This window comes from Streptomyces sp. WAC 06738 (genome assembly GCF_003945505.1).
In the GTDB taxonomy this organism is placed as follows: Bacteria; Actinomycetota; Actinomycetes; order Streptomycetales; family Streptomycetaceae; genus Streptomyces.
In genome coordinates this window covers 6643679-6662908 of the sequence record NZ_CP029618.1, presented here as the reverse complement: position 1 = coordinate 6662908, position 19230 = coordinate 6643679, and the positions used below count along the sequence as shown (strand labels likewise).

General features: G+C 75.0%; 17 protein-coding genes. 8 read left to right on the top strand and 9 right to left on the bottom strand.

The window, feature by feature from the left end; genetic code table 11:
* Window positions 1–41: 41 nt before the first annotated feature.
* From DMB38_RS29120 to DMB38_RS29090, 7 genes are all read right to left on the bottom strand, one after another.
* Window positions 42–500 (bottom strand): hypothetical protein, encoded by a 459-nt coding sequence (locus DMB38_RS29120; RefSeq protein ID WP_240662522.1) that lies wholly within the window; start codon window positions 498–500, stop codon window positions 42–44.
* A 250-nt stretch (window positions 501–750) separates the two neighbouring features.
* Entirely contained in the window at window positions 751–1323 is a 573-nt protein-coding gene (locus DMB38_RS29115; RefSeq protein WP_125937640.1) for a dihydrofolate reductase family protein, read from the bottom strand.
* Between the two features lie 139 nt (window positions 1324–1462).
* On the bottom strand, window positions 1463–2560 hold the full coding sequence (locus DMB38_RS29110) for a chemotaxis protein (protein ID WP_125937639.1): 1098 nt from the start codon (window positions 2558–2560) through the stop codon (window positions 1463–1465).
* An 87-nt stretch (window positions 2561–2647) separates the two neighbouring features.
* On the bottom strand, window positions 2648–3532 hold the full coding sequence (locus DMB38_RS29105) for a universal stress protein (RefSeq protein ID WP_125937638.1): 885 nt from the start codon (window positions 3530–3532) through the stop codon (window positions 2648–2650).
* Between the two features lie 212 nt (window positions 3533–3744).
* On the bottom strand, window positions 3745–5214 hold the full coding sequence (locus DMB38_RS29100; protein ID WP_125937637.1) for a glycoside hydrolase family 76 protein: 1470 nt from the start codon (window positions 5212–5214) through the stop codon (window positions 3745–3747).
* A gap of 130 nt (window positions 5215–5344) precedes the next feature.
* Window positions 5345–6772, bottom strand: coding sequence for a multicopper oxidase domain-containing protein (locus DMB38_RS29095; protein ID WP_240662521.1), 1428 nt, complete (start codon window positions 6770–6772; stop codon window positions 5345–5347).
* 575 nt (window positions 6773–7347) lie between these two features.
* Window positions 7348–8265, bottom strand: coding sequence for a LysR substrate-binding domain-containing protein (locus tag DMB38_RS29090; RefSeq protein ID WP_125937636.1), 918 nt, complete (start codon window positions 8263–8265; stop codon window positions 7348–7350).
* Window positions 8266–8367: 102 nt separating this feature from the next.
* On the opposite strand from DMB38_RS29090, the gene DMB38_RS29085 reads away from it, so the two are divergent.
* Window positions 8368–9477 (top strand): aldo/keto reductase, encoded by a 1110-nt coding sequence (locus DMB38_RS29085; RefSeq protein WP_125937635.1) that lies wholly within the window; start codon window positions 8368–8370, stop codon window positions 9475–9477.
* Window positions 9478–9504: 27 nt separating this feature from the next.
* Here the strand turns inward: DMB38_RS29085 and DMB38_RS29080 are convergent, their stop codons facing one another.
* Window positions 9505–11823: a serine/threonine-protein kinase gene (locus tag DMB38_RS29080; RefSeq protein WP_125937634.1), complete on the bottom strand. Its 2319-nt coding sequence runs from the start codon at window positions 11821–11823 to the stop codon at window positions 9505–9507.
* 183 nt (window positions 11824–12006) lie between these two features.
* On the opposite strand from DMB38_RS29080, the gene DMB38_RS29075 reads away from it, so the two are divergent.
* Complete coding sequence (locus tag DMB38_RS29075) at window positions 12007–12687, top strand: hypothetical protein (RefSeq protein ID WP_240662520.1); 681 nt, start codon at window positions 12007–12009, stop codon at window positions 12685–12687.
* Between the two features lie 68 nt (window positions 12688–12755).
* On the opposite strand, the gene DMB38_RS29070 is transcribed toward DMB38_RS29075, so the two are convergent.
* Window positions 12756–13862, bottom strand: a complete 1107-nt coding sequence (locus DMB38_RS29070; RefSeq protein ID WP_125937633.1) for an N-acetylmuramoyl-L-alanine amidase — start codon at window positions 13860–13862, stop codon at window positions 12756–12758.
* A 262-nt stretch (window positions 13863–14124) separates the two neighbouring features.
* Here DMB38_RS29070 and DMB38_RS29065 point away from each other — a divergent pair, with 262 nt between their 5' ends.
* The 6 genes from DMB38_RS29065 to DMB38_RS29040 all read left to right on the top strand — a co-directional run bounded on the left by DMB38_RS29065 (window position 14125) and on the right by DMB38_RS29040 (window position 19228).
* Window positions 14125–14760, top strand: a complete 636-nt coding sequence (locus DMB38_RS29065) for an XRE family transcriptional regulator (protein ID WP_125937632.1) — start codon at window positions 14125–14127, stop codon at window positions 14758–14760.
* Window positions 14761–14824: 64 nt separating this feature from the next.
* Window positions 14825–16021 carry an FAD-dependent oxidoreductase gene (locus tag DMB38_RS29060; protein ID WP_125939346.1) on the top strand — a complete coding sequence of 399 codons (1197 nt, stop codon included), beginning with the start codon at window positions 14825–14827 and terminating at the stop codon, window positions 16019–16021.
* 118 nt (window positions 16022–16139) lie between these two features.
* On the top strand, window positions 16140–16397 hold the full coding sequence (locus tag DMB38_RS29055) for a (2Fe-2S)-binding protein (protein WP_164716135.1): 258 nt from the start codon (window positions 16140–16142) through the stop codon (window positions 16395–16397).
* On the top strand, window positions 16394–17758 hold the full coding sequence (locus DMB38_RS29050; protein ID WP_125937630.1) for an FAD-dependent oxidoreductase: 1365 nt from the start codon (window positions 16394–16396) through the stop codon (window positions 17756–17758). The genes DMB38_RS29055 and DMB38_RS29050 overlap by 4 nt, the downstream gene beginning before the upstream one ends.
* A 96-nt stretch (window positions 17759–17854) precedes the next feature.
* Window positions 17855–18859 (top strand): proline racemase family protein, encoded by a 1005-nt coding sequence (locus tag DMB38_RS29045; RefSeq protein ID WP_125937629.1) that lies wholly within the window; start codon window positions 17855–17857, stop codon window positions 18857–18859.
* 96 nt (window positions 18860–18955) lie between these two features.
* On the top strand, window positions 18956–19228 hold the full coding sequence (locus DMB38_RS29040) for a hypothetical protein (RefSeq protein ID WP_240662519.1): 273 nt from the start codon (window positions 18956–18958) through the stop codon (window positions 19226–19228).
* Window positions 19229–19230 lie beyond the last annotated feature (2 nt).

The window sequence follows — 19230 nt, the reverse complement described above, 5'->3', positions numbered from 1 at the left end:
CCGGCCGCCTTCGAGAGCCGGGGCCCGGCCGTGCGGAGCCGCTACGCGGCCATCGTCACCGACGTCCGGGCGAGGGCCGGCGTGCGGCGGGTGCGGCGGTCGTCGGCGAAGACGACGGCGCGGAGGACCGCGAAGCGGCCTATGCCCGCCAGGGCCGACGCCGAGAGGTAGACGGCCTGTTCGGTGACGACCGAGGGGTTCGCCTGCGCCGCGTGCAGCGCCAGCAGCGCGGCGGTGGTGAAGGCGTAGCAGACGGCGACCGTCAGCGCCGACTGGAGGTGGACGCGCCAGCCGCCGCGCTCGCTGCGGAACGACACCCGGCCGTGCAGCTCGGTGGCCAGCAGCGTCGACACCACGGTGATCAGCGCGTTGGCGACCATCATCGGCATGGCACCGTCGAGGAGTACGAGCGCACCGCTGGAGGCCAGTCCGACGCCGCCGCCGCAGGCCACGAACCGGGCGAAGGCCGCGACTGCCGGGCGGCTGGGGAGCTGGATCACGGTGTCCTCCGAGGTCGGTGCGCACCGCCGTTGCGATGCCACCCTCGAAGTTACGGATCATCCGCGCCCGCCACGATCCGGGTTCCCCCCGGCCTTGGTAGGGGTTACCCCCCTTCGCCCCCTAGGGCTGGACTCCCCCCGCGGTAGCGGTGAGGACCACCGCGCCCACCGGTCCCGGGCCCCGAACCCGCCCTCCTGCCAGGGCGGTTACCCCGTCGCGTACCGGAACGTCCCCGCCCGTCCGGGAGGTTCAGTGGAGGACGTCGAAGACGTTCTTCTGGATGCCGTTGGCGTACGCCTCGGCCGCGACCAGCTTCAGCTTCTGGGTGTCCTTGGAGGTGTCGCTGTACAGGCGCTTGCCCGCGCCCAGCAGCAGGGGGAAGACCAGCAGGTGGTAGCGGTCGATGAGGCCCGCGTCCGCCAGGCCGTGGTTGAGGGTCGCGCTGCCGTGGACGATGATCGGCGCGCCCTCCGTCTCCTTCAGGGCGGCGACGTCGTCGAGGGAGCGGAGGATCGTGATGTCGCCCCAGTCAGTGACGAGGTCGTCCTCGGCGAGGGTGGTGGAGACGACGTACTTCGGCAGCGCCTTGTATCTGGCGAACTCCTCCATGCCCGGCCACACCGGGCTGAACGCCTCGTAGCTGACGCGGCCCATCATCAGCGCGCCGGCTTCCTCCTGCTCCTCGCCCTTCAGCGCGTACGCCTCCGGAAGGAACTCGGTCTCCTTGAAGGTCCAGCCGGAGTTGCGGTAGCCGGGCTCGCCGCCCGGGGCCTCCATGACGCCGTCGAGGGAGACGAAGGCGGTGCTGATGAGAGTGCGCATGGTCGGTGGCTCCTGGTCCGGTGGTGGCTGCGGCGGGGTGGCCCCGCGCCGCTTGCGGTCATCCTTTACGACGGCACCGGCGCCCGGAAGTCATCGCCCGCCGCGCGCCCGCCTTCGGCCCCCGGTCCCCGGCGCGGCCTCAGTAGCGCAGCACCGCCGCGATGCGCTCGTGGTCCGCGAGGGCGTCGTCGGGGACGAACGTGACGTCGGCGCCGGTGTCGAGGGCCTGCTCGACGATCTCGTCCACGATGTCGTGGCGGGCCTGGGGGTCGTCGTCCTCGGCCGGCACCAGGTGGTCGTCGTCGGCCGAGCGCACGGTGATGCGGTAGTTCTCCTCGACGACCAGGCGGTGGACGCGGCCGTCGGTGACCTTCGACCAGACCTCGTCCACGCCGCCCGCGAAGGCCCGGCGGCCCCGGGCATCGTCCAGGGCGGCGATGGCCGCGGCGGCGTGCTGGCGGGCCTGGGTCTCCCGGGCCGGGGCGACGGCACGGGCGACCGCGTCCGGCGGCCCCTGGGCCAGGCCGCCGTGGTGGACGTGGACGGCGGTCGCGGAGGCGGTGCCGGTGTCGGCGAGGAGGGCCAGGGCGGCGTCCTCGCCGGTGGCGTAGAGGGGCCGGGGGTCCTGGGCGAGGACGGCGTGCAGCGCGGCGTCGGCGTCGCGCAGGAAGGTGCGGACCTCCTCGTCGCGGAACTTGCTGGGCGTGTCCCCGATCCGCTCCTCCCGCTCCGTGTCCGGGTTGTCCACCGTCCGGGTCATCGGGAAGCCCCCGACGGTGGCCTCGGTGACGCGCTCGCCCGAGCCGCTCCACAGGGTGACGCGGTCGGCGGCCAGGGACAGCACCCAGTACGGGCGCTGCGCCGCGTAGGCCGCCACCAGGTTGCGGGTGAGGAAGGAGTCGGCCAGCACGACCCGCTCGGGGACGGTGCGCGGGAGGGCGAACACGCGGTGCTCGGCCACGGTGGCGAAGATGACGAGGCCGTCGAGCGCCAGGGAGAGGTCGGTCTCCTCGACGGCCGCGGCGAGTTGCGCGCGGATCTCCTCACGGGCCGCGCGGGTCACGCCGGGGTCGCGGTCGAGCTGCCGCTCGGCCTCGGCGATGACGTTGCGCAGCCGCACGGAATCCTCCGCGTTGCGGGGCGCGCGCCGGTGCGTGGGCAGCGTGAGCGACACGGCGGGGTACGGGCGCCGCTCGCGCAGTTCCGCGAGCGCCGTGGGGGTGAGCGAGGTGTCCATCGTGCCTCTCCAGGTCCTTCGGCCGTCGGTGCGGCGGGGATCAGGGCCGGTCAGGGCCGGGGGTCGGAGCGCGGGGGCCGGTGCCGGTCAGGAGCGCTCACCCGCGCCGCGTACGACGGCGACCGGGCAGTGCGCGTGCTGCAGGAGCGCCTGGCTGACCGAGCCGAGGAGCAGCCCGGCGAAGCCGCCGTGGCCGCGGGCGCCGGTGACGAGGAGGCCGGCGTCCTTGCTGGCCTCGATGAGCAGTTCGCGGGCCGAGCCCTCGACGGCGGTACGTTCGACCCGTACGTCCGGATACGACTTCTCGGCGCCCGCCAGCGCCTCGGCGAGCACCCGGTCGCCCTCCGCGGCCGGTCCGTCCGCGGTGGGCCCGGCGGGCTCGTCCCGCCCCGGCGAGTACCTGGTCCAGGCGCTCCACACGTGCAGCGCGACGAGTCCCGCGCGCCGCCTGGCCGCCTCGGCGAAGGCGAACTCGACGGCGGCGGCCCCGGCCGGCGAGCCGTCGACCGCCAGCAGCACGGGACCACGGGGCCCCGCGCCGCCGGCGCGTACGACGAGCACGGGGCAGTGGCCGTACGCGGACAGGTGGACCGCCGTCGAGCCCACGAGCAGCCGGGTGAACGCGCTGAGGCCGCGGCCGGCGACGACCGCCAACTGCGCGGTCTTCGTCTCCCTGACCAGGACCTCCATGGCCTCCCCGGTCACCACGGCCCCGTGGGCCTTGACGCGGGGCTCCGCCGAGCGCGCGTGCGCCACGGCGTCCTCGACGGCCTTCTCCGCCTCCTTGCGCAGCGCGGTGTCCCCCGGGAGCATCGCGGGCGCGCCGGGATAGGCGCCGAAGGCCGGCCAGAGGAACGCGTGTACGACCCGCAGGGGGCAGCCGCGCAGCTTCGCCTCGCGCGCGGCGACCGCGACCGCGTCGAGGCCCGCCGCGGAGCCGTCCACGCCCACGACGACCGGCGCAGTCTCCATCCCGCCACTCTCCGTTCCCGCGCGCCTCACGCCTCCCGCGGGCCGCACACCAGGGGTCCTGACCCGAGCCTGTGCCACCCGCGCCGGACACACCAGCGCTACGCCCGCAGTCGGGTGACCGCCCCCGGGGCGTCCCGCCGGCGGCGCCCCGGGCCCGGGAGGAGACGACCGCGGGAATCCGGGAGCGCGGTCCCGGTGCTCCGTGTCAACCGCTACGGGGCCGCGTTCATCAGGTCCAGGGCGCTCTGCTGGCGGGCCGCGTCCGTCGTGTCCAGGGGGCCGTACCAGCGCAGGCCGTACTGGTCGAGCGCGTTGCGGTCGGCGGCGTGGGCGCGGTCCGCCTGGCGGGTGAGGTAGGCGGTGTACGGGTGGTCGGGCAGGGCGGCGTTGAGCTTGCCCAGGCCGCGGACGTGGGCGCCCTTGAAGGACGGGCCGTCGGCGCCGCAGTCGCCCGACTCGCAGGGGTCGCGCAGGATGCCGTCCGCGGTGTGCAGTGAGGGCGCCGTGGTGGCGGCGTCGGCGAGGCGGCGGGCGGTGGTCAGGAGGGCGTCGTCGCCGGTGGCGCGGTGGAGTTCGGTGAGGGCGCCGAGCAGCACGCCCTGGTTGTACGACCAGACCGGCTGGCCGTTGTTGCGGCACGTGCCCAGGTCGATGCCGTCGTTGACCAGGGAGGAGCCGTTGATCATGCCGGTGCCCTGGAACCAGCTCCAGCCGTCGCGCGCCCGCTTCAGATACGCGGTGTCGCCCGCGATGCGGTTGTGCAGGGCCGCGTTGAGGTGGATGTAGAGGGAGTTGGAGATGGCGTTCTTGTACGTCTTCGCCTGGCTCCACCACACGCCGCCGCCGCAGCGGCCGTCCCAGTACGCGGCCATGTGGTCGGCGTCGGCGCGGGCGGTGTCGAGGTAGCGGCGGTCGCCGGTCAGGTCGTACGCGGCGATCCAGGCCAGGCCCCACCAGCCGGTGTCGTCGATGTAGTCGTTGCGGAACTGACCCTGGTGGGCGCCGAGCTGGCGGTCGTAGGTGTGGCCGATGGCGTACTCGTAGCTGCGCATGCCGCTGACACGGATGTTGTCGATGACGGCGGTGAGGGCGTTGGCGGAGTTCCACCAGCCGGTGGTGGCGAAGAGGCCGGTGGCCCGGTCGTAGAAGGACATCTGCGCGGTGGCGGCGGCGGTCCTGCGGTCCCAGGCGTTCCAGGTGCTGCGGGCCCACGGGGTGCAGGCGATGTCGGGGCGGTCGGCGGCCTTGCCGCAGGCGCGCAGGGCGCCGACGCCGCGGTTCGCCCAGTCGTCGACGTTGTACATGCCGGTGCGCCAGCCGCGCTGGCCGGCGGGGATGGCGGTGTTGCCGAGCCGGCTGCCGGAGGCCCAGGTGCGGCCGCCGTCGAAGGAGCGGTCGAGCCAGACCTCGTCGCCGGGGCTGCCGTTGCCGATCGTCGCCCAGCCCATGGCGCTGTCGTCGTCCACGTGCAGCGCGAGGGTGCGGGAGAAGAGGGTGGCGGTGACCGCGGTGCGGTCGCGGGTGGCCTGGGCGGGGTCGCGGGCGTCGCAGTGGACGTTGCAGATCGGGGCGAGCTCGGGCGCGGCGGGTGGGGGCTGCGCGGCGGAGGTGGGGGCGGGGACGGCGGCCAGGGAGCCGGCGGCCAGCGCGGCCGCCGCCGTCAGCGTCGCTAAGCGCTTCATAGGCACACAGTGACTGCATGTCATGTTTACGTCAACGACGGCCGCCGCGTCGTGCTCGACCGGGGCCGCGGGCGGTACGGCCAGGCCGGCCGGGGAGGCCCCCGGCCGGCACGTCGGCGGGCCGTTTGGGTCAGGCGATCTTCATCGTCGCCATCATGCCCATCGCGGAGTGGTCGAGCATGTGGCAGTGGTAGACGTACGAGCCCTTGTGGGTGTCGAACGTCGCCTGGACCTTGACCGTCTCGTTCGGGCGCAGGTTGACGGTGTCCTTCAGCCCCGCCTCGCCCGGCCCCGGCGCCTGGCCGTTGCGCTCCAGGACGCGGAACTGGACGAGGTGCATGTGGAAGTTGTGCCACGCGATCTGGTTGAGGTTCTTGATCGTCCAGATCTCGCTGGCGCCGAACCGGATCTGCTGGTCCACCCGGGCCGGGTCGTACAGCTTCTCGTCCATGTACGCCTGCGGGGACGGCCGGCCGTCCTCGTCCATCCGCAGGGTGACGGTGCGCTCGGCGGTCGGCTGCGGCAGCGGCGGCAGCTCGCGCAGCACGTCGGGCACGCGGCTGCTGTCCTTCGCGGTCCTGACGATGTCGAAGCGCAGCACCTGGCCGACGAGTTCGGGGGTGCCGAAGCCGCCGGTGTTCTTCAGCACGACGCTGCTGCCGACGGGGTAGCGGGAGAAGTCGATGACGACGTCGGCGCGCTCGGCGGCGGACAGCGGGATGGCGGTGGTGCGGTGCGGGCGCGGCAGCAGCCCGCCGTCGGAGCCGATCTGGATCATCTCGCTGTCGTCCTCCAGCCGCAGCTCCATGAAGCGCTGGTTGGAGGAGTTGAGGAGCCGGATGCGGTACTTGCGGGCGGCGACCTGGACGTACGGGTACGCCTTGCCGTTGGCGATCATCGTGGAGCGCTGCCGGTCGCCCATCGTGTAGTGCAGTCCCGTCGCGTCCACGTTGGCGTCGCGGATGGCGATGGGCAGGTCGTACTGCCCGGTGGGCAGCGGCAGCGCCTCTTCCACCTCGTCGGTGATGAGGTACTGGCCGGAGAGCCCGCGGTAGACGTTCTCGGACTCGATGTGGTGGGCGTGGTCGTGGTACCAGAGCGAGGCGTGCGGCTGGGTGTTGGGGTAGTAGTACGTACGGTCGGCGCCCGGGGCGATGGTCTCCATCGGCTGGCCGTCGTGCTGCGGCTCCACCTCCCCGCCGTGCAGGTGGACCGACGCGGGCACGTCGAGCCGGTTGCGCTGCTGGATGGCGACGGGCCGGCCGCGGCGCGCCTTGATCAGCGGGCCGGGGAAGCTGCCGTTGAACGTGAGCACCTGCGACTGGACGCCCGGGATTATCTCCGCGGTCCCCGGCTGCATCGTCATGACGTAGACGTCGACGCCGCCGGCCGTCGACAGCGGCGACAGCACCGTGGGCCGCGGCATGGGCTGGGTGAAGGGCGTGACCGCGAGTGCGGCGTTCGCCGCCCGCTCCGCGCCGGCGGGCTCGGCCCCGGCCGGCGTGGTCACCAGCGGCACTAACGCCGCGCCGGTCACCCCCGTGCACGCCGTTGCCATACCCGCAGCGAGCACCCTGCGCCGACTCACCATGAAAGTTGCCTCCATCGAACTGTGAACTTGTGTGCGCCCCGGAACGCCGGATCGCCACGGCGCCGTGGCGGACGGGATCAGGGGTGCGGGAGGGATGAGGGTCGTGGCGTCCGGACGGTCCCGGGGGTGTGTCACCCGGGCCGTGGACGGTCCGTGCGGTCACCGGTGCGGGCCGGGTCCGGGAGCCTTTGGGCCCGGCCCGCAACGGGTTCTGCGGGATCCGTAACGGATCGACAGGCGAGGTGTGAGCGACTCGCACCCCACGTCCGCAGTATGGATCGCCCCACTTGGGACTGACTTGATTTCATGCAGGAGGGATGGCGGCAAAGCCCGAAGCGGACTGATTTATTCTTCAACAACATGAACGCGGGCCGGGCACGGCCACGCGCGGGATCCGGTCGGCGTGCATGCCGCGGGCGGCGCTCCGCCGCAGGTGGGAAGCAGGTTGAGCGGTCCGGCGCCCGGCGGACGGCCGCGGCGGCCCCAGCGGAAGACCCGGCTCCATCCGCCCGCGGGTGCGCACTTCTTGACGACTTCTTTACTCACCGATTGGCGGGCGGCCGGCCTGCCGTCCAGCCCTCGGCGGCGGCGAGGGCGCGGGCCGTGCGGACCAGCGCCGCGAGAGCGGGGGCGTCCCGCGCGCCGCGGTGGACCAGCCGCAGGGGCACGGGCGGCAGCGGGTCGGTGAGGGTCAGGCGGGCGGCGGCGGGGAGCAGGTGCTCGGCGACGGAGCGCGGCAGCAGCATGAAGCCGTCGGCGAGGACCCCGAGATGGTTGCGGAGGCCGGGGACCGGGTTGTGCCAGACGGCGAAGTCCTCGCCGGTGCTGCGGGCGGCGGCCAGGACCGCGTCGTGGTAGTCGGGGGCCAGGTCGCGGGCGAGGAAGCGGAAGGTCTCGCCGCGCAGGTCGCGCAGGGCCACCGCACCGCGGCCGGCGTGCCGGTGACCCGCGTGCACCACGGCCACGTACTCCTCGGCGCGCAGCGTCAGCGCCCGGCAGTCCGGCGGGATCGGCAGGTGGCGGCCGAGCGCGGCGTCGAGCCCGCCGGTGCGCAGGCCCTCGACGAGTCCGGGGTCCCAGGACTCGACCGCCTCCACGGTCACCTCCGGGTGTGCCTCGGCGAGGGCGGCGAGGAGCAGGGGCATCTCGGAGTGCGCGGTGGTCGGCCCGTAGCCGACGCGCAGGGTGCCGGTGGCGGTGCGGGCGGCGCGGCGGGTGACGGCGACGGTCCGCTCGGCGGCGGCGAGCGTCTCGCGCGCGGCGTCGACGAACGCCTGCCCCGCGCCCGTGAGCCGGGTCGGCCGGCGCTCGAAGAGGACGACCCCCAACTCGGCCTCCAGTTGCCGTATCTGGCGGCTGAGCGGCGGCTGGGCGATGTGCAGCCGCTCGGCGGCGGCCTGGAAGCCGCCGGTCTCGGCGACGGCGATGACGTAGCGCATCAGGCGCAGGTCCAGCGGCATACCTTCAGGGTATGTGCCCAGACCAAACCGGTCTGTGCGTTCGGCCCACGCCCCGGCTTACGCTCCGAGCGGCAAGTGCCCCGCCACCGATGGGAGTTGGCCATGACGACCGACGACAGCCCGACGACACCGACCCGCGGCGCCACCCGGCGCCGCGTGCTCCAGGCCACCGGCGGCCTGGCCGTGGCGGCGGCAGCGGCCGGCGCCGGGACCGCGGCGGCCGAGGCGCGTCCCGGGGCACCGGGGCGGCGGGAGCTGATCACCCGGGAGGTACCGGGCACCGGGGAGCGGCTGCCGGCCGTCGGGCTCGGCACGTTCACCACCTTCGACACCCTGCCGGACGCGCCCACCGGCCACATCGCCGAGGTGGTCAGGCGGTTCTACGAGGCGGGCGGCCGGGTGGTCGACACCTCCCCGCTCTACGGTGCCGCCGAGACGAACACCGGCGCGGCCCTCGCCGGCTTCCAGGACCGGGTGTTCCTGGCCGACAAGATCTGGTCCACCGGCGACTTCCTCTGGGACGAAGGCCATGCGCTGGCCAGTCTGGAGCGCTCCATGGAACGCCTCGCGCGCGGCCGGCCGCTGGACGTCGTACAGGTGCACAGCCTGGTCAACATCGACTGCGTCCTGCCGATGCTGCACGCGTGGAAGAAGGAGGGCCGCATCCGCGCCATCGGCGTCACCCACCACGAGCCCGCCTACTTCGACGTGCTGGCCGACTGGATCGAGCGCGGCGACGTCGACTTCGTCCAGGTGCACTACTCCCTACGCACCCGCGCCGCCGAGGAGCGCGTCCTGCCGGCGGCGGCGGACAACGGCGTCGCGGTCCTGGTGAACATGCCGCTGGAGAAGGCACGGCTGCACCACGTCGTACGCGGCCGGGAGGTGCCGGACCTCGCGGGGGAGTTCGGTGCGGCCACCTGGTCGCAGTTCTTCCTGAAGTGGGTGCTCGGCCACCCCGCCGTCACCGCCGTGCTGCCGGCCACCTCCGACCCCGACCACCTCACCGAGAACGTCGGCGCCATGCGCGGCGAGCTGCCCGACCGCGCGCTGCGGCGGCGGATGGTGCGGTACATGGAGGAGGTGCCGGGCTTCGACGCCCTGCCCACCGCCCCCTGGTACCCCGGCAAGTCCTACCCGGGGCTCGTCACCCGGGCCCAGTCGGGGATCCGCGGGCGCAGCCCCTGGTGGCCACCGGCACCGGCGGCCTGAGACCGCTCCGGATGCCGCCGCCGGGGGTCAGGCCGCCGGTTCTCCCTCGGTAGCGGTGCGGTGGGCGGCGACTTCGGCCCGCAGGCGCTCGGCCTCGTCGTGCTCCCCCACCTCGTCGAGGTGGAACGCCTGCCACTCGCGGACGCAGAGGGTTTCCGGGTTGCCGGGACCCTCGACCCGCTCCCAGTCGGCCGCGACCGCGGCCAGCAGCCGGGCCGCCTCGGCATGGTCCCCCGCCCCGCCGACGTAACGGGCGTGGAAATGGCGCGCGTTCATGGTGTCTTTGCAGTCGGGCCCCATGACGCGCTCCCAGTCGGCCGCAACCTCGCCCATCAACCGCGCCGCCTCGGCGTATTCGCCCGCCTCTCCCAGCTCCCACGCGCTGAGGTGGCGGGCGAGCAGGGTGTCGCGGTGGTCCGGGCCCAGGAGGCGCGCGTGGTCGGCGGCCAGTCCGGCGTGCAGCCGGGCGGCCTCCGCGTGCTCCCCCGACGCGCCGAGATAAGTGGCGTGGCGCTCGCGCACGCTCAGGGTGTCGTCGTGGTCGGGACCCAGGACGCGACCGGTGTCGGCGGCCAGTCCCGCGAACGCACGCACGGCCTCCGCGTGTTCCCCGGCCTCACCGAGATGGCGGGCCCTGCTGCCGCGGGCTGCCAGGGTCTCGGCGTGGTCGGGGCCCCGCACCCGGGAGAGGTCGGGGATGAGTTCGCTCATCAGGCGGGCGCCTTCCGCGTGCTCCCCCGACGATCCGACGTAGTGGGCGTGGAGCATGCGGGCGACCAGGGTCTTCTCGTGGTTGCGTCCGTGCACGCGGATCCGGTCGTCGAGGAGGTCGGCGAAGAGGCGCGCCGCCTGCGCGTAGTCCCCCGTGTCCGCGAGGTTGCAGGCGTGCAGATGGCGGGTGAGCAGCGTGTCGGGGTGGTCGGGGCCGTGCAGGCGCACCATGTCGGCGACGAGGTCGGCGAGGAGGGGCACGGCTTCCTCCGGCCGGCCCGCGTTCCCGAGCGCTTCCGCGTGGTGCCGGCGGGTGATGAGCGTGTCCCGGTGATCGGGCCCCCGCAGCTGCAGGATGCGCGGGAGGACGTCGGCCAGCAGCCGCTCGGCCTCCGCGTGCCGGCCCGTCTCCGCGAGCGCCCGGGCCTGGTGCTGGCGGGTGAACTGCACGTCGGGATGGTCGGACCCCAGCACCCGGGCCCGGTCCGCGACGAGGGCGGCGAGCTGCCGTTCGGCTTCCTCGTACTGGCCCGACCTGGTGAGCTTGAGCGCCTGCCGGTGGCGGCGCCGCAGCGCGCGGGGGCGGTCCTCCTTCGGTACGCGGCCGGAGGCGGCGGGGGCGGGCGGGGCTTCCGGCTCCGGCTCCTGCGGCCGGCCGCCCGGCTCCGTCGGGGTGTACCGCGGGGGCGCGGTGGCCGTGGGCGCGGCGTGCGGAGGCGGCGGCGCGCCGTCGGGTTCGGTGGCCCGCGCCGTACCGGGTACGGCGCGGGCCTCGATGAGGGTGTGCACGGCCGCGGGCCACGGCGCCGCGGCGGAGAAGTCGTCGCCCGGGTCCCACTCCGCGGCGATGAGGCCGAGGAGTTCGGCGGGGGTGGGCCGGTCGTCCGGGTTCTTGGCCAGGCACGCCGCCGCGAGGGTGCGTATCCGTTCGGGCACCTCGTCCAGGTGCGGTTCCGCCGTCACCACGCGGTGCAGCACTCCCAGCGGCGCGCCGTGCCCGAACGGCTCGACGCCGCCGGCGGCATAGGCCAGTACGGCGCCGAAGGAGAAGACGTCGCCCGGCTGGCGGACTTCGCCGTCCTGGGCCTGCTCCGGGCACATGAAGCCGGGCGTGCCGATGGTCGCGCCCGTCCCGGTGAGCACCGTGCCGTCCACGGCCCGGGAGATCCCGAAGTCGATGACCCGCGGCCCGTCCGCGGCCAGCAGCACGTTCGACGGCGTGAGGTCGCGGTGGAGCAGCCCCTCGGCGTGGATGGCCTGGAGCGCCTCGACCAGCCCGGCGGCCAGCGGCCACACCGCGCCCTCGGGGAACGGCCCGGCCGCCCGCACGGCTTCGGCCAGGGAGGGGCCGGGGACGTAGAGCGTGGCGATCCACGGCGGATCGTCCTCCGGGCCCGCGGCCATCACGGGCGCGGTGTACGCGCCGCTGACCGACCGCGCGGCGGCCACCTCCCGCCGGAACCGGCCGCGGAACTCGGGCTGCCGCGCCAGGTGGGCGTGCACCACCTTCACCGCCGCGGCCCGCCCGCCGGGCGACCGGCCGAGGAACACCTCCCCCATGCCGCCCGCGCCCAGCCGGCCGCGTAGCACGAAGTCGCCCACCCGGGCGGGATCCCCAGCCGCCAGCGGCTCCACGGCACTCCTCCTTCCGCACCGGAGCGCACGTCCCCCCGGCACTGCTCGACCCCTACCCAACCACCTGGAGAGCCCCCGTAGTCGACCTTGGCGGCAGGTGCGCGCGAATCACCTCGTGGCGGGGACCCGTCCCGGGCCCGGGGCATTATCGTGCGGGCGGATCGTGGCGGGAGGAGCGGCATCGTGGGACGTGTGCGACGGGGCGTGGCCGGGCTCGTGCTGGTCGCGGCCGCCGGGCTGGCGGGGACGGCCGCCTGCACCGGGGGCGATGACGGCGGCGACGCGAAGGGGCGGAAGGAAGCGGACCCGACCGCTTCCCCCGACCCGCTGCCGCGTACGCCGCCGCCGGCGCGGCAGACGGTGGCGAGCAGCGAGGACGCCTGCGACTTCACCGGGCCGTTCGAGGCCGGCAAGGTGAAGCCGTACCTTCCCGGCGGGCCCGCATACGAGGGCCCCGGGCCGCATCCGGCCGTACTCTTCAAGGACGACATCGCCGTCGACGAGAGCGAGCCGCCCCAGCTCCCGGGCGACTGGACGCCGGACTTCGCGAACACCGACACCCAGCTCGTGGTCTGCCAGTACGACGACGACAGCCACGACAGCCGCACCGTGGGCACCTGCACCTATCTCGGCGGCTCGCACAACACCGGCGACGGCGTGGTCGACGTGCAGAGCGCGCGCTACGTCTTCCGGGTCTTCGAGGCCGCCACCGGCGAGCCGGTGACGAAGTTCGCCCTGGACGGCACCACGAGCCCGCAGCAGACGTGCCCCGACTCGGCCCTGTATCCGGCCACGGACTTCCAGTTGGTGACGAGCGAAGCGCTCGCCGACCGGCTCCGCCCGTTCGTGGCGGGCCGCCGCTGACACCGGCGACCGTCGCGGGCCCGGGGGGCGCGGCGGTCGCCGGTGCCGTTGCGTGCGTGCTCAGGCCCTCAGGACAGCAACTGCTTCCACACCGTCGCGTCCAGCTCCCGGCCCGCCGGCGCCCGCCGCCCGCGGCCGAGCAGCGCCTCGACGGCCTTCGCGACCTCGCCGCCGGCCCCGGCGCGCCCGCGCGGGGTGATCATCGGCCAGATGTCCGCGCCGAGGTAGCCGGTCTCGTCGTTGCGCTTGTGGAACTCCGCCGAGCAGGAGTGCCGCTCGATGCCGCCCTCCTCGGCGAGCGTGGCCACGGCCTGCTTCGTCTCCGGGCCGAAGAGCCCGTCGGCGGGCAGCCCGGTGAACCCGCGGGCGCGCAGCAGGTGCTGCGCCGCGCGCACCACGGGGCCGCTGTCGCCGGGGCGCAGCAGCGGCCAGACGGCGATCCGCTCGGGCTTCGGGGCACCGAGCACCCCGGCCACCGCATCGCGCAGCTCCGGCAGGCGGGCGTAGAGCACGTCGCCGGGGCACTCGGTGGAGTTGAAGTCGCGGTGGCCCTGGATGTTCTCGACCGGCCGCCCGTACTGGCCGGCGATCCAGGCGACCATCGCGACGAGCGAGTCCCACAGCGCGGTGGGCACGTCGACGTCGGTGTAGAGGCCCTCGTTCTCGATGCCGATGACCTCGCTGTTGCGGCCGCCGACGTTGGCGCCCTGCACGTGCTGGGTGCCGCCGCGCACGACGCCCAGGCTCTCGTGCCGGCCTTCGAGGCAGTATCCGCCGCGGCTGATGGTGAACTGCTGGCCGGTGTCGCCCCACCCCTGGGTGTCCATGTGGAAGTTCTGGATGGACCGGCAGATTTCCATGGCGTGTTCGAGCGAGTAATCCTCGCTGTTGCCCGGTTCAGCGGTGTGGTGGACGGCGATGTACGTCGGCACGTGGTCGAGGATGACGATGTCGGTCGCCGGCGGTCGGGCACCCCATTCCGCGGTGCCGTAGATGCGCGGTTCGGGCGCCGCGAGCGCACGGGCGCCGCGTGCTGCGCCGGGGGCGGCCAGGGTCGCTGAGCTGGGCGCGGCGTGTGCGAGCCCCGCAGCGCCGAGGCCGAGTGCGCCGGCCGCGGAGGCGGTCAGTCCGCCGCGCAGCAGGGCGCGGCGGTCGAAACCCGGATGTGCTGCCATCCTGGTCTCCTTCTTCAGGTGGGGGGTGGATGTGGGGGGATCAAGGATTGTGCGCGCGCGCTGTCCGGTCGGCCATGAAAACATCCGGGACATGCACACGACAACCCCTGAGTAACAACGGCCCCTATTCCACGGGGAATTGGGGTCAACTCCCGCGTCAATGGGCCGACCAATGAAAACGACGATACGCGAATAACCATTACGCTCGTCGCCGCCTCGCCGGGCGCGGGGTAGCCTCTCGCACGACTGTCGAGGAGGTCCGGTGGTACGCGAACAGGCAGGCCGGGTGCTCGGGGCCAACCTGCGGGCGCTGCGCGCCCGGGCGGGGCTCTCCCTCTCCGGGCTGGCGCGCGCCTCCGGGATCGCCAAGGGCACGCTGTCGCAACTGGAGTCCGGGACCGGGAACCCCACCATCGAGACGGTGTTCAGTTTGTCGAACGCTCTGGGGGTGCCGGTGTCCTCGCTGCTCACCGAGCGCGAGGACCCCGACGTGCTGCTGGTGCGCTCGGCCGGCCTCGACGTGCTCAGCAGCAACGCGGTCGACCTGCGGATGCTGCGCCGGATGGATCTCACCGACACGGTCGTCGAGCTGTACGACCAGCGGGTGCGCCCGGGCGAGGTGCAGCACTCGGCGGGCCACCCCGGGCGCGAGCACGTCGTCGTCACCTCCGGGCGGCTCCGGGTGGGCCCGCCGGAGGCGCCGTACGAGCTGGGCCCCGGCGACTACGTCTGCTTCCCGGCCGCCGCCCCGCACGTCTACGAGACGGTCGGGGGCCCGGTGCTCTCGGTGCTGATGCTGGAGTACCCGGCCGCCGCGCACCCGGTCCCGCCGGTCGCCTCGTGCGCCGTGCCGGCGCCGCGACAGAACGCACCTCGCCTCCCCGGAACAGGGGCTTGACCGCCGATCGGCGCCCTCCATACGCTCGTTGACGTTCGTTTTAATGAACGGAGGTGGGCGGCAGGTGGCGTACGACGTCGTGGTCGTGGGCGCCGGAGTGATCGGCGCGGCCTGCGCCGAGGCGCTGACCGCCGCCGGGCTCTCGGTGGCCGTGCTCGACCACGGCGCCCCCGCGAGCGGCACCACCGCCGCGGGCGAGGGCAACGTCCTGGTCTCCGACAAGGCGCCCGGACCCGAACTGGCCCTCGCCCAGCACTCCCGCCGCCGCTGGCCCCGGTTGCTCGCGGAACTGCGCGACCTGCTCGGCCCGCGCCGCGCGGAGGCGGAGTGGGAGGCCAAGGGCGGCCTCGTCGTCGCCACCGCGCCCGCGGCGGCGAGCGCGCTCGCGGACTTCGCCGCGGCCCAGCGCACCGCGGGCGTCCGGGCGGAGCCGGTGACCCCCGCGGAGGCCGGGGCGCTGGAGCCGCACCTGACCGCGGACGTCACGGCGGCCGTCCACTACCCGCAGGACGGCCAGTTGCAGCCGGTGCTCGCGACGACCGCGCTGCTGGCGGCGGTACGGGAGCGGGGCGGGCGGGTGCGCGCCGGCGTCACCGCGCACGGGGTCGAGACCGGCGCCGGGGGCGCCGTCACCGGCGTGCGCACCGACCGGGGCACGGTGCCGTGCGGCGCGGTCGTCAACGCCTGCGGGCCGTGGGCCGGCCGGTTCGCCGCGGCGGCGGGGGCGCCGGTCGCGGTGCTGCCGCGGCGCGGTCTCGTCCTCGTCACCGCCGCGGTGCCGGCGGGCACGGTGCGGCACAAGGTCTACGACGCCGACTACGTCGGCGCGGTCGCCGGCGGCACCGCGGCCCTGCAGACGTCCACCGTCGTGGAGGCCACACGGGCCGGGACGGTGCTCGTCGGCTCCAGCCGGGAGCGGGCCGGCTTCGACGAGACGGTGCGGGTGGCGGTGCTGCGCGAGCTGGCGCGCAAGGCGGCCGGGCTCTTCCCCGTGCTCGCCGGAGTCCCGGTGATCCGCGCGTACGGCGGCTTCCGGCCGTACGTCCCCGACCACCTGCCGGTGATCGGCGAGGACCCGCGCCGCCCCCGGCTCTGGCACGCCACCGGCCACGAGGGCGCGGGCATCGGGCTGGCGGCGGGCACCGGGCAGTTGCTGGCGGACCTGTTCACGGGGCGGGCGCCGGAGGTGCCCGCGGAGCCGTTCCGGGTGGACCGGCCGGGAGTCATGACGGAGGCGGAGGCGGCGGATGAACCGGCGTAGGCGGGGGCGGGCGTGGCGCGGCGGCCGGACCGGGGCGGGAGGCCCGTTGCCGGACCGGGCGGCGGGGGCCGGTGAGCGGCGTCCGGGCGCGGCCCCGGCGGGGCGGGGCGGGGACCCGTTGAGCGTGCGGGTCGACGGGGAGGAGCTGGTCACCGAGGCGGGGCGGACCGTCGCCGGCCTGCTGCTGGCGCTCGGCCGGGTGTCCTGGCGCACGACCCGCGGCGGCGGCCGGCCGCGCGGCGTCTTCTGCGGCATCGGCGTCTGCCACGACTGCCTCGTGGTGGTCAACGGAGCCGCCGACGTCCGCGCCTGCCAGCGCCTCGTCCGCGACGGCGACGACATCCGCACCCAGGACGGCGCGGAGCTGCCGGCATGAGCGGGCCCGGGGCGGAAGGACCCGTCGTCGTCATCGGCGGCGGGCCCGCCGGGATGGCCGCCGCCAGGGCCGCGGCCCGGCACGGCGTCCGCGTCCTGCTCGTGGACTCCGGCGCGGCGCTCGGCGGCCAGTACCACCGGCAGAACTCCCTTACGGGCCACGACCGGTTCGCGCTGCCGCCCGGCGTCGAGCATCTGCCGCACACCGTCGTCTGGGCGCTGGAGCCCGTGCCGGAAGGCGGGCACCGGGTGCACCTGCGCACCGGCCCGGCCGACGGCCCCGGCCGTACCGCGCGGAGCGTGGCGACCCGCGCGCTGGTGCTGGCCACCGGGGCGTACGACAGGGCGCTGCCGTTCCCCGGCTGGGACCTGCCCGGCGTCTACACCGCGGGCGCCGCGCAGGCGCTGGCGAAGGGGCAGGGCGTGCGCGTCGGCGAGCGGGTCCTGGTGGCAGGCACCGGTCCCTTCCTGCTGCCGGTCGCCGCGTCGCTGACGGCGGCCGGGGCCCGGGTGGCCGGGGTGCTGGAGGCCGCCGAGCCGGTCACGGCCTGGCTGCGCCGGCCCGCCGACGCCGTCGCCGGATGGCGCAAGTCCGGCGAACTCGCCGGGTACGGCGCGCTCCTGGCCCGCCACCGCATCCCGTACCGGCGCCGCACCGCCGTCGTCGCCGCGCACGGCACGGACCGCGTGGAGGCGGTCACCACCGCGCGCCTCACCCCCGGCTGGGAGATCGTGCCGGGCAGCGAGCGGCGGGTGGAGGCCGACGCGGTGTGCGTCGGCTTCGGATTCGTCCCGCAGGTGGAGACCGCTCTCGCCGCGGGCTGCGCGCTCGCCGGCGGGTTCGTCGCGGTCGACGCGGCGCAGGCCACCTCGGTGCCGGGGGTGTTCGCGGCGGGCGAGCTGACGGGCGTCGGCGGCGCCGGCCCGGCCGCCGCGGAGGGCGAGGTCGCGGGCGTCGCCGCGGCGAAGCTCCTCGGCGCCCGTCCGGCGCCCCCGGCGGCGGCGCTGCGCCGGGTACGGGCCGGACGCGGGTTCGCCGCCGCGCTGGCGCGGGCGTACCCGGTGCCGGACGGGTGGCGCACCTGGCTGGCCGACGACACCCTCGTGTGCCGCTGCGAGGAGGTCCCGTACGGCGAACTGCGCCGCGCGGTCCGGGAGCGCGAGGCGCTCGGGGTACGGGCCGTGAAGCTGGTCAGCAGGGCGGGGCTCGGCCAGTGCCAGGGCCGCGTGTGCGGCTCCAGCGTCGCCTGCCTGACGGGCGTGGTGGACGCGGCGGCGTTCGCGCGCCGCCCGATCTCGTCGCCGGTACGGCTGGGCGAGCTGGCCGAGCCGCCGCCCGCGGACCCGGAGCCCGGAACGTGACCGTCCCCGTACCGCCACACCGTCCTTCCAAGGAGACCGCCATGCCGCACGACACCCTGGACAGAGCCGTCCCGGCCCACCCGGCGGGGGTGTGACATGCGCGCCTCCCGCTACTTCACGGCCGTCGACTCGCACACCGAGGGCATGCCGACCCGGGTGATCACCGGCGGCGTCGGGGTGGTGCCGGGCGCCACGATGGCCGAGCGCCGCGCGTACTTCGCCGAGCACCTGGACGACATCCGGCGACTGCTGGTGAACGAGCCGCGCGGGCACGCCGCGATGAGCGGCGCGATCCTCCAGCCGCCGACCCGGCCGGACGCCGACTACGGCGTGCTCTACATCGAGGTCTCCGGGCTGCTGCCGATGTGCGGGCACGGCACGATCGGGGTGGCCTCGGTGCTGGTCGAGACCGGGATGGTCACGGTCACCGAGCCGGTCACGGAGGTCCGTCTCGACACGCCCGCGGGGCTGGTGACCGCCCGGGTCGCGGTCTCGGGCGGCAAGGCGGAGTCGGTGACGTTCCGCAACGTGCCGTCGTTCGCGCTGGAGCTGGACGCGGCGGTGGAGGTGCCGGGCCTGGGGCGGGTCACGTACGACATTGCGTTCGGGGGCAACTTCTACGCCATCCTGCCGATCGAGCGCCTGGGCATTCCGTTCGCGAAGGCGGAGAAGGAGCGGATGCTCACCGCGGGCCTGGCGATCATGGACGCGATCAACGAGCGGAACCGGCCGGTGCACCCGGCGGACCCGGGGATCTCGGGCTGCAAGCACGTCCAGTTGACGGCGCCGCCCGCGGGCGGCCCGGCGGACGCGCGCAACGCGATGGTCATCCACCCGGGCTGGTTCGACCGCTCCCCCTGCGGCACGGGCACGTCGGCGCGGATGGCGCAGTTGTACGCGCGCGGGGAGCTGGAGCTGGGCGCGGACTTCGTCAACGAGTCGCTGCTCGGCACGCTGTTCACGGGACGCCTGGAGGCCGGGACGGAGATCGCCGGCCTGCCGGCCCAGATCCCCACGGTGACGGGCCGCGCCTGGATCACCGGCATGTCCCAGTACCTCCTGGACCCCGACGACCCGTTCCCCGCCGGCTTCACGCTGTAGTTCCGGGCCCCCGCGGGAGGGCTCCCGGGCGCTCCGTCCTACGGTGCCGGTGGTGGCGCCCGGACCGCCGGGTGCACCGACGCGGAGGAGCGTGGCATGGCACGGCGGTGGAAGCTCGGCGCGGCGGCGATGGCCGCGGGCACGGCACTGCTGGTCGCGGGGTGCACCGACCCCCCGACCGACTCCAGCGAGATCGTCACCTTCACCGACGGACACGGCCGCGTGTGCACGGGCTCCGTCGTCGTGGACCGGGAGCAGAGCGAGGGCACCGACTACGAGATCACCGGCCTCGACTGCGAGTACCCGCCCGAGGGCCGGAGCCCGGGCCCCGACTCGTACCGCCCGCTGCCGCAGCGGGAGTCCGACTAGCA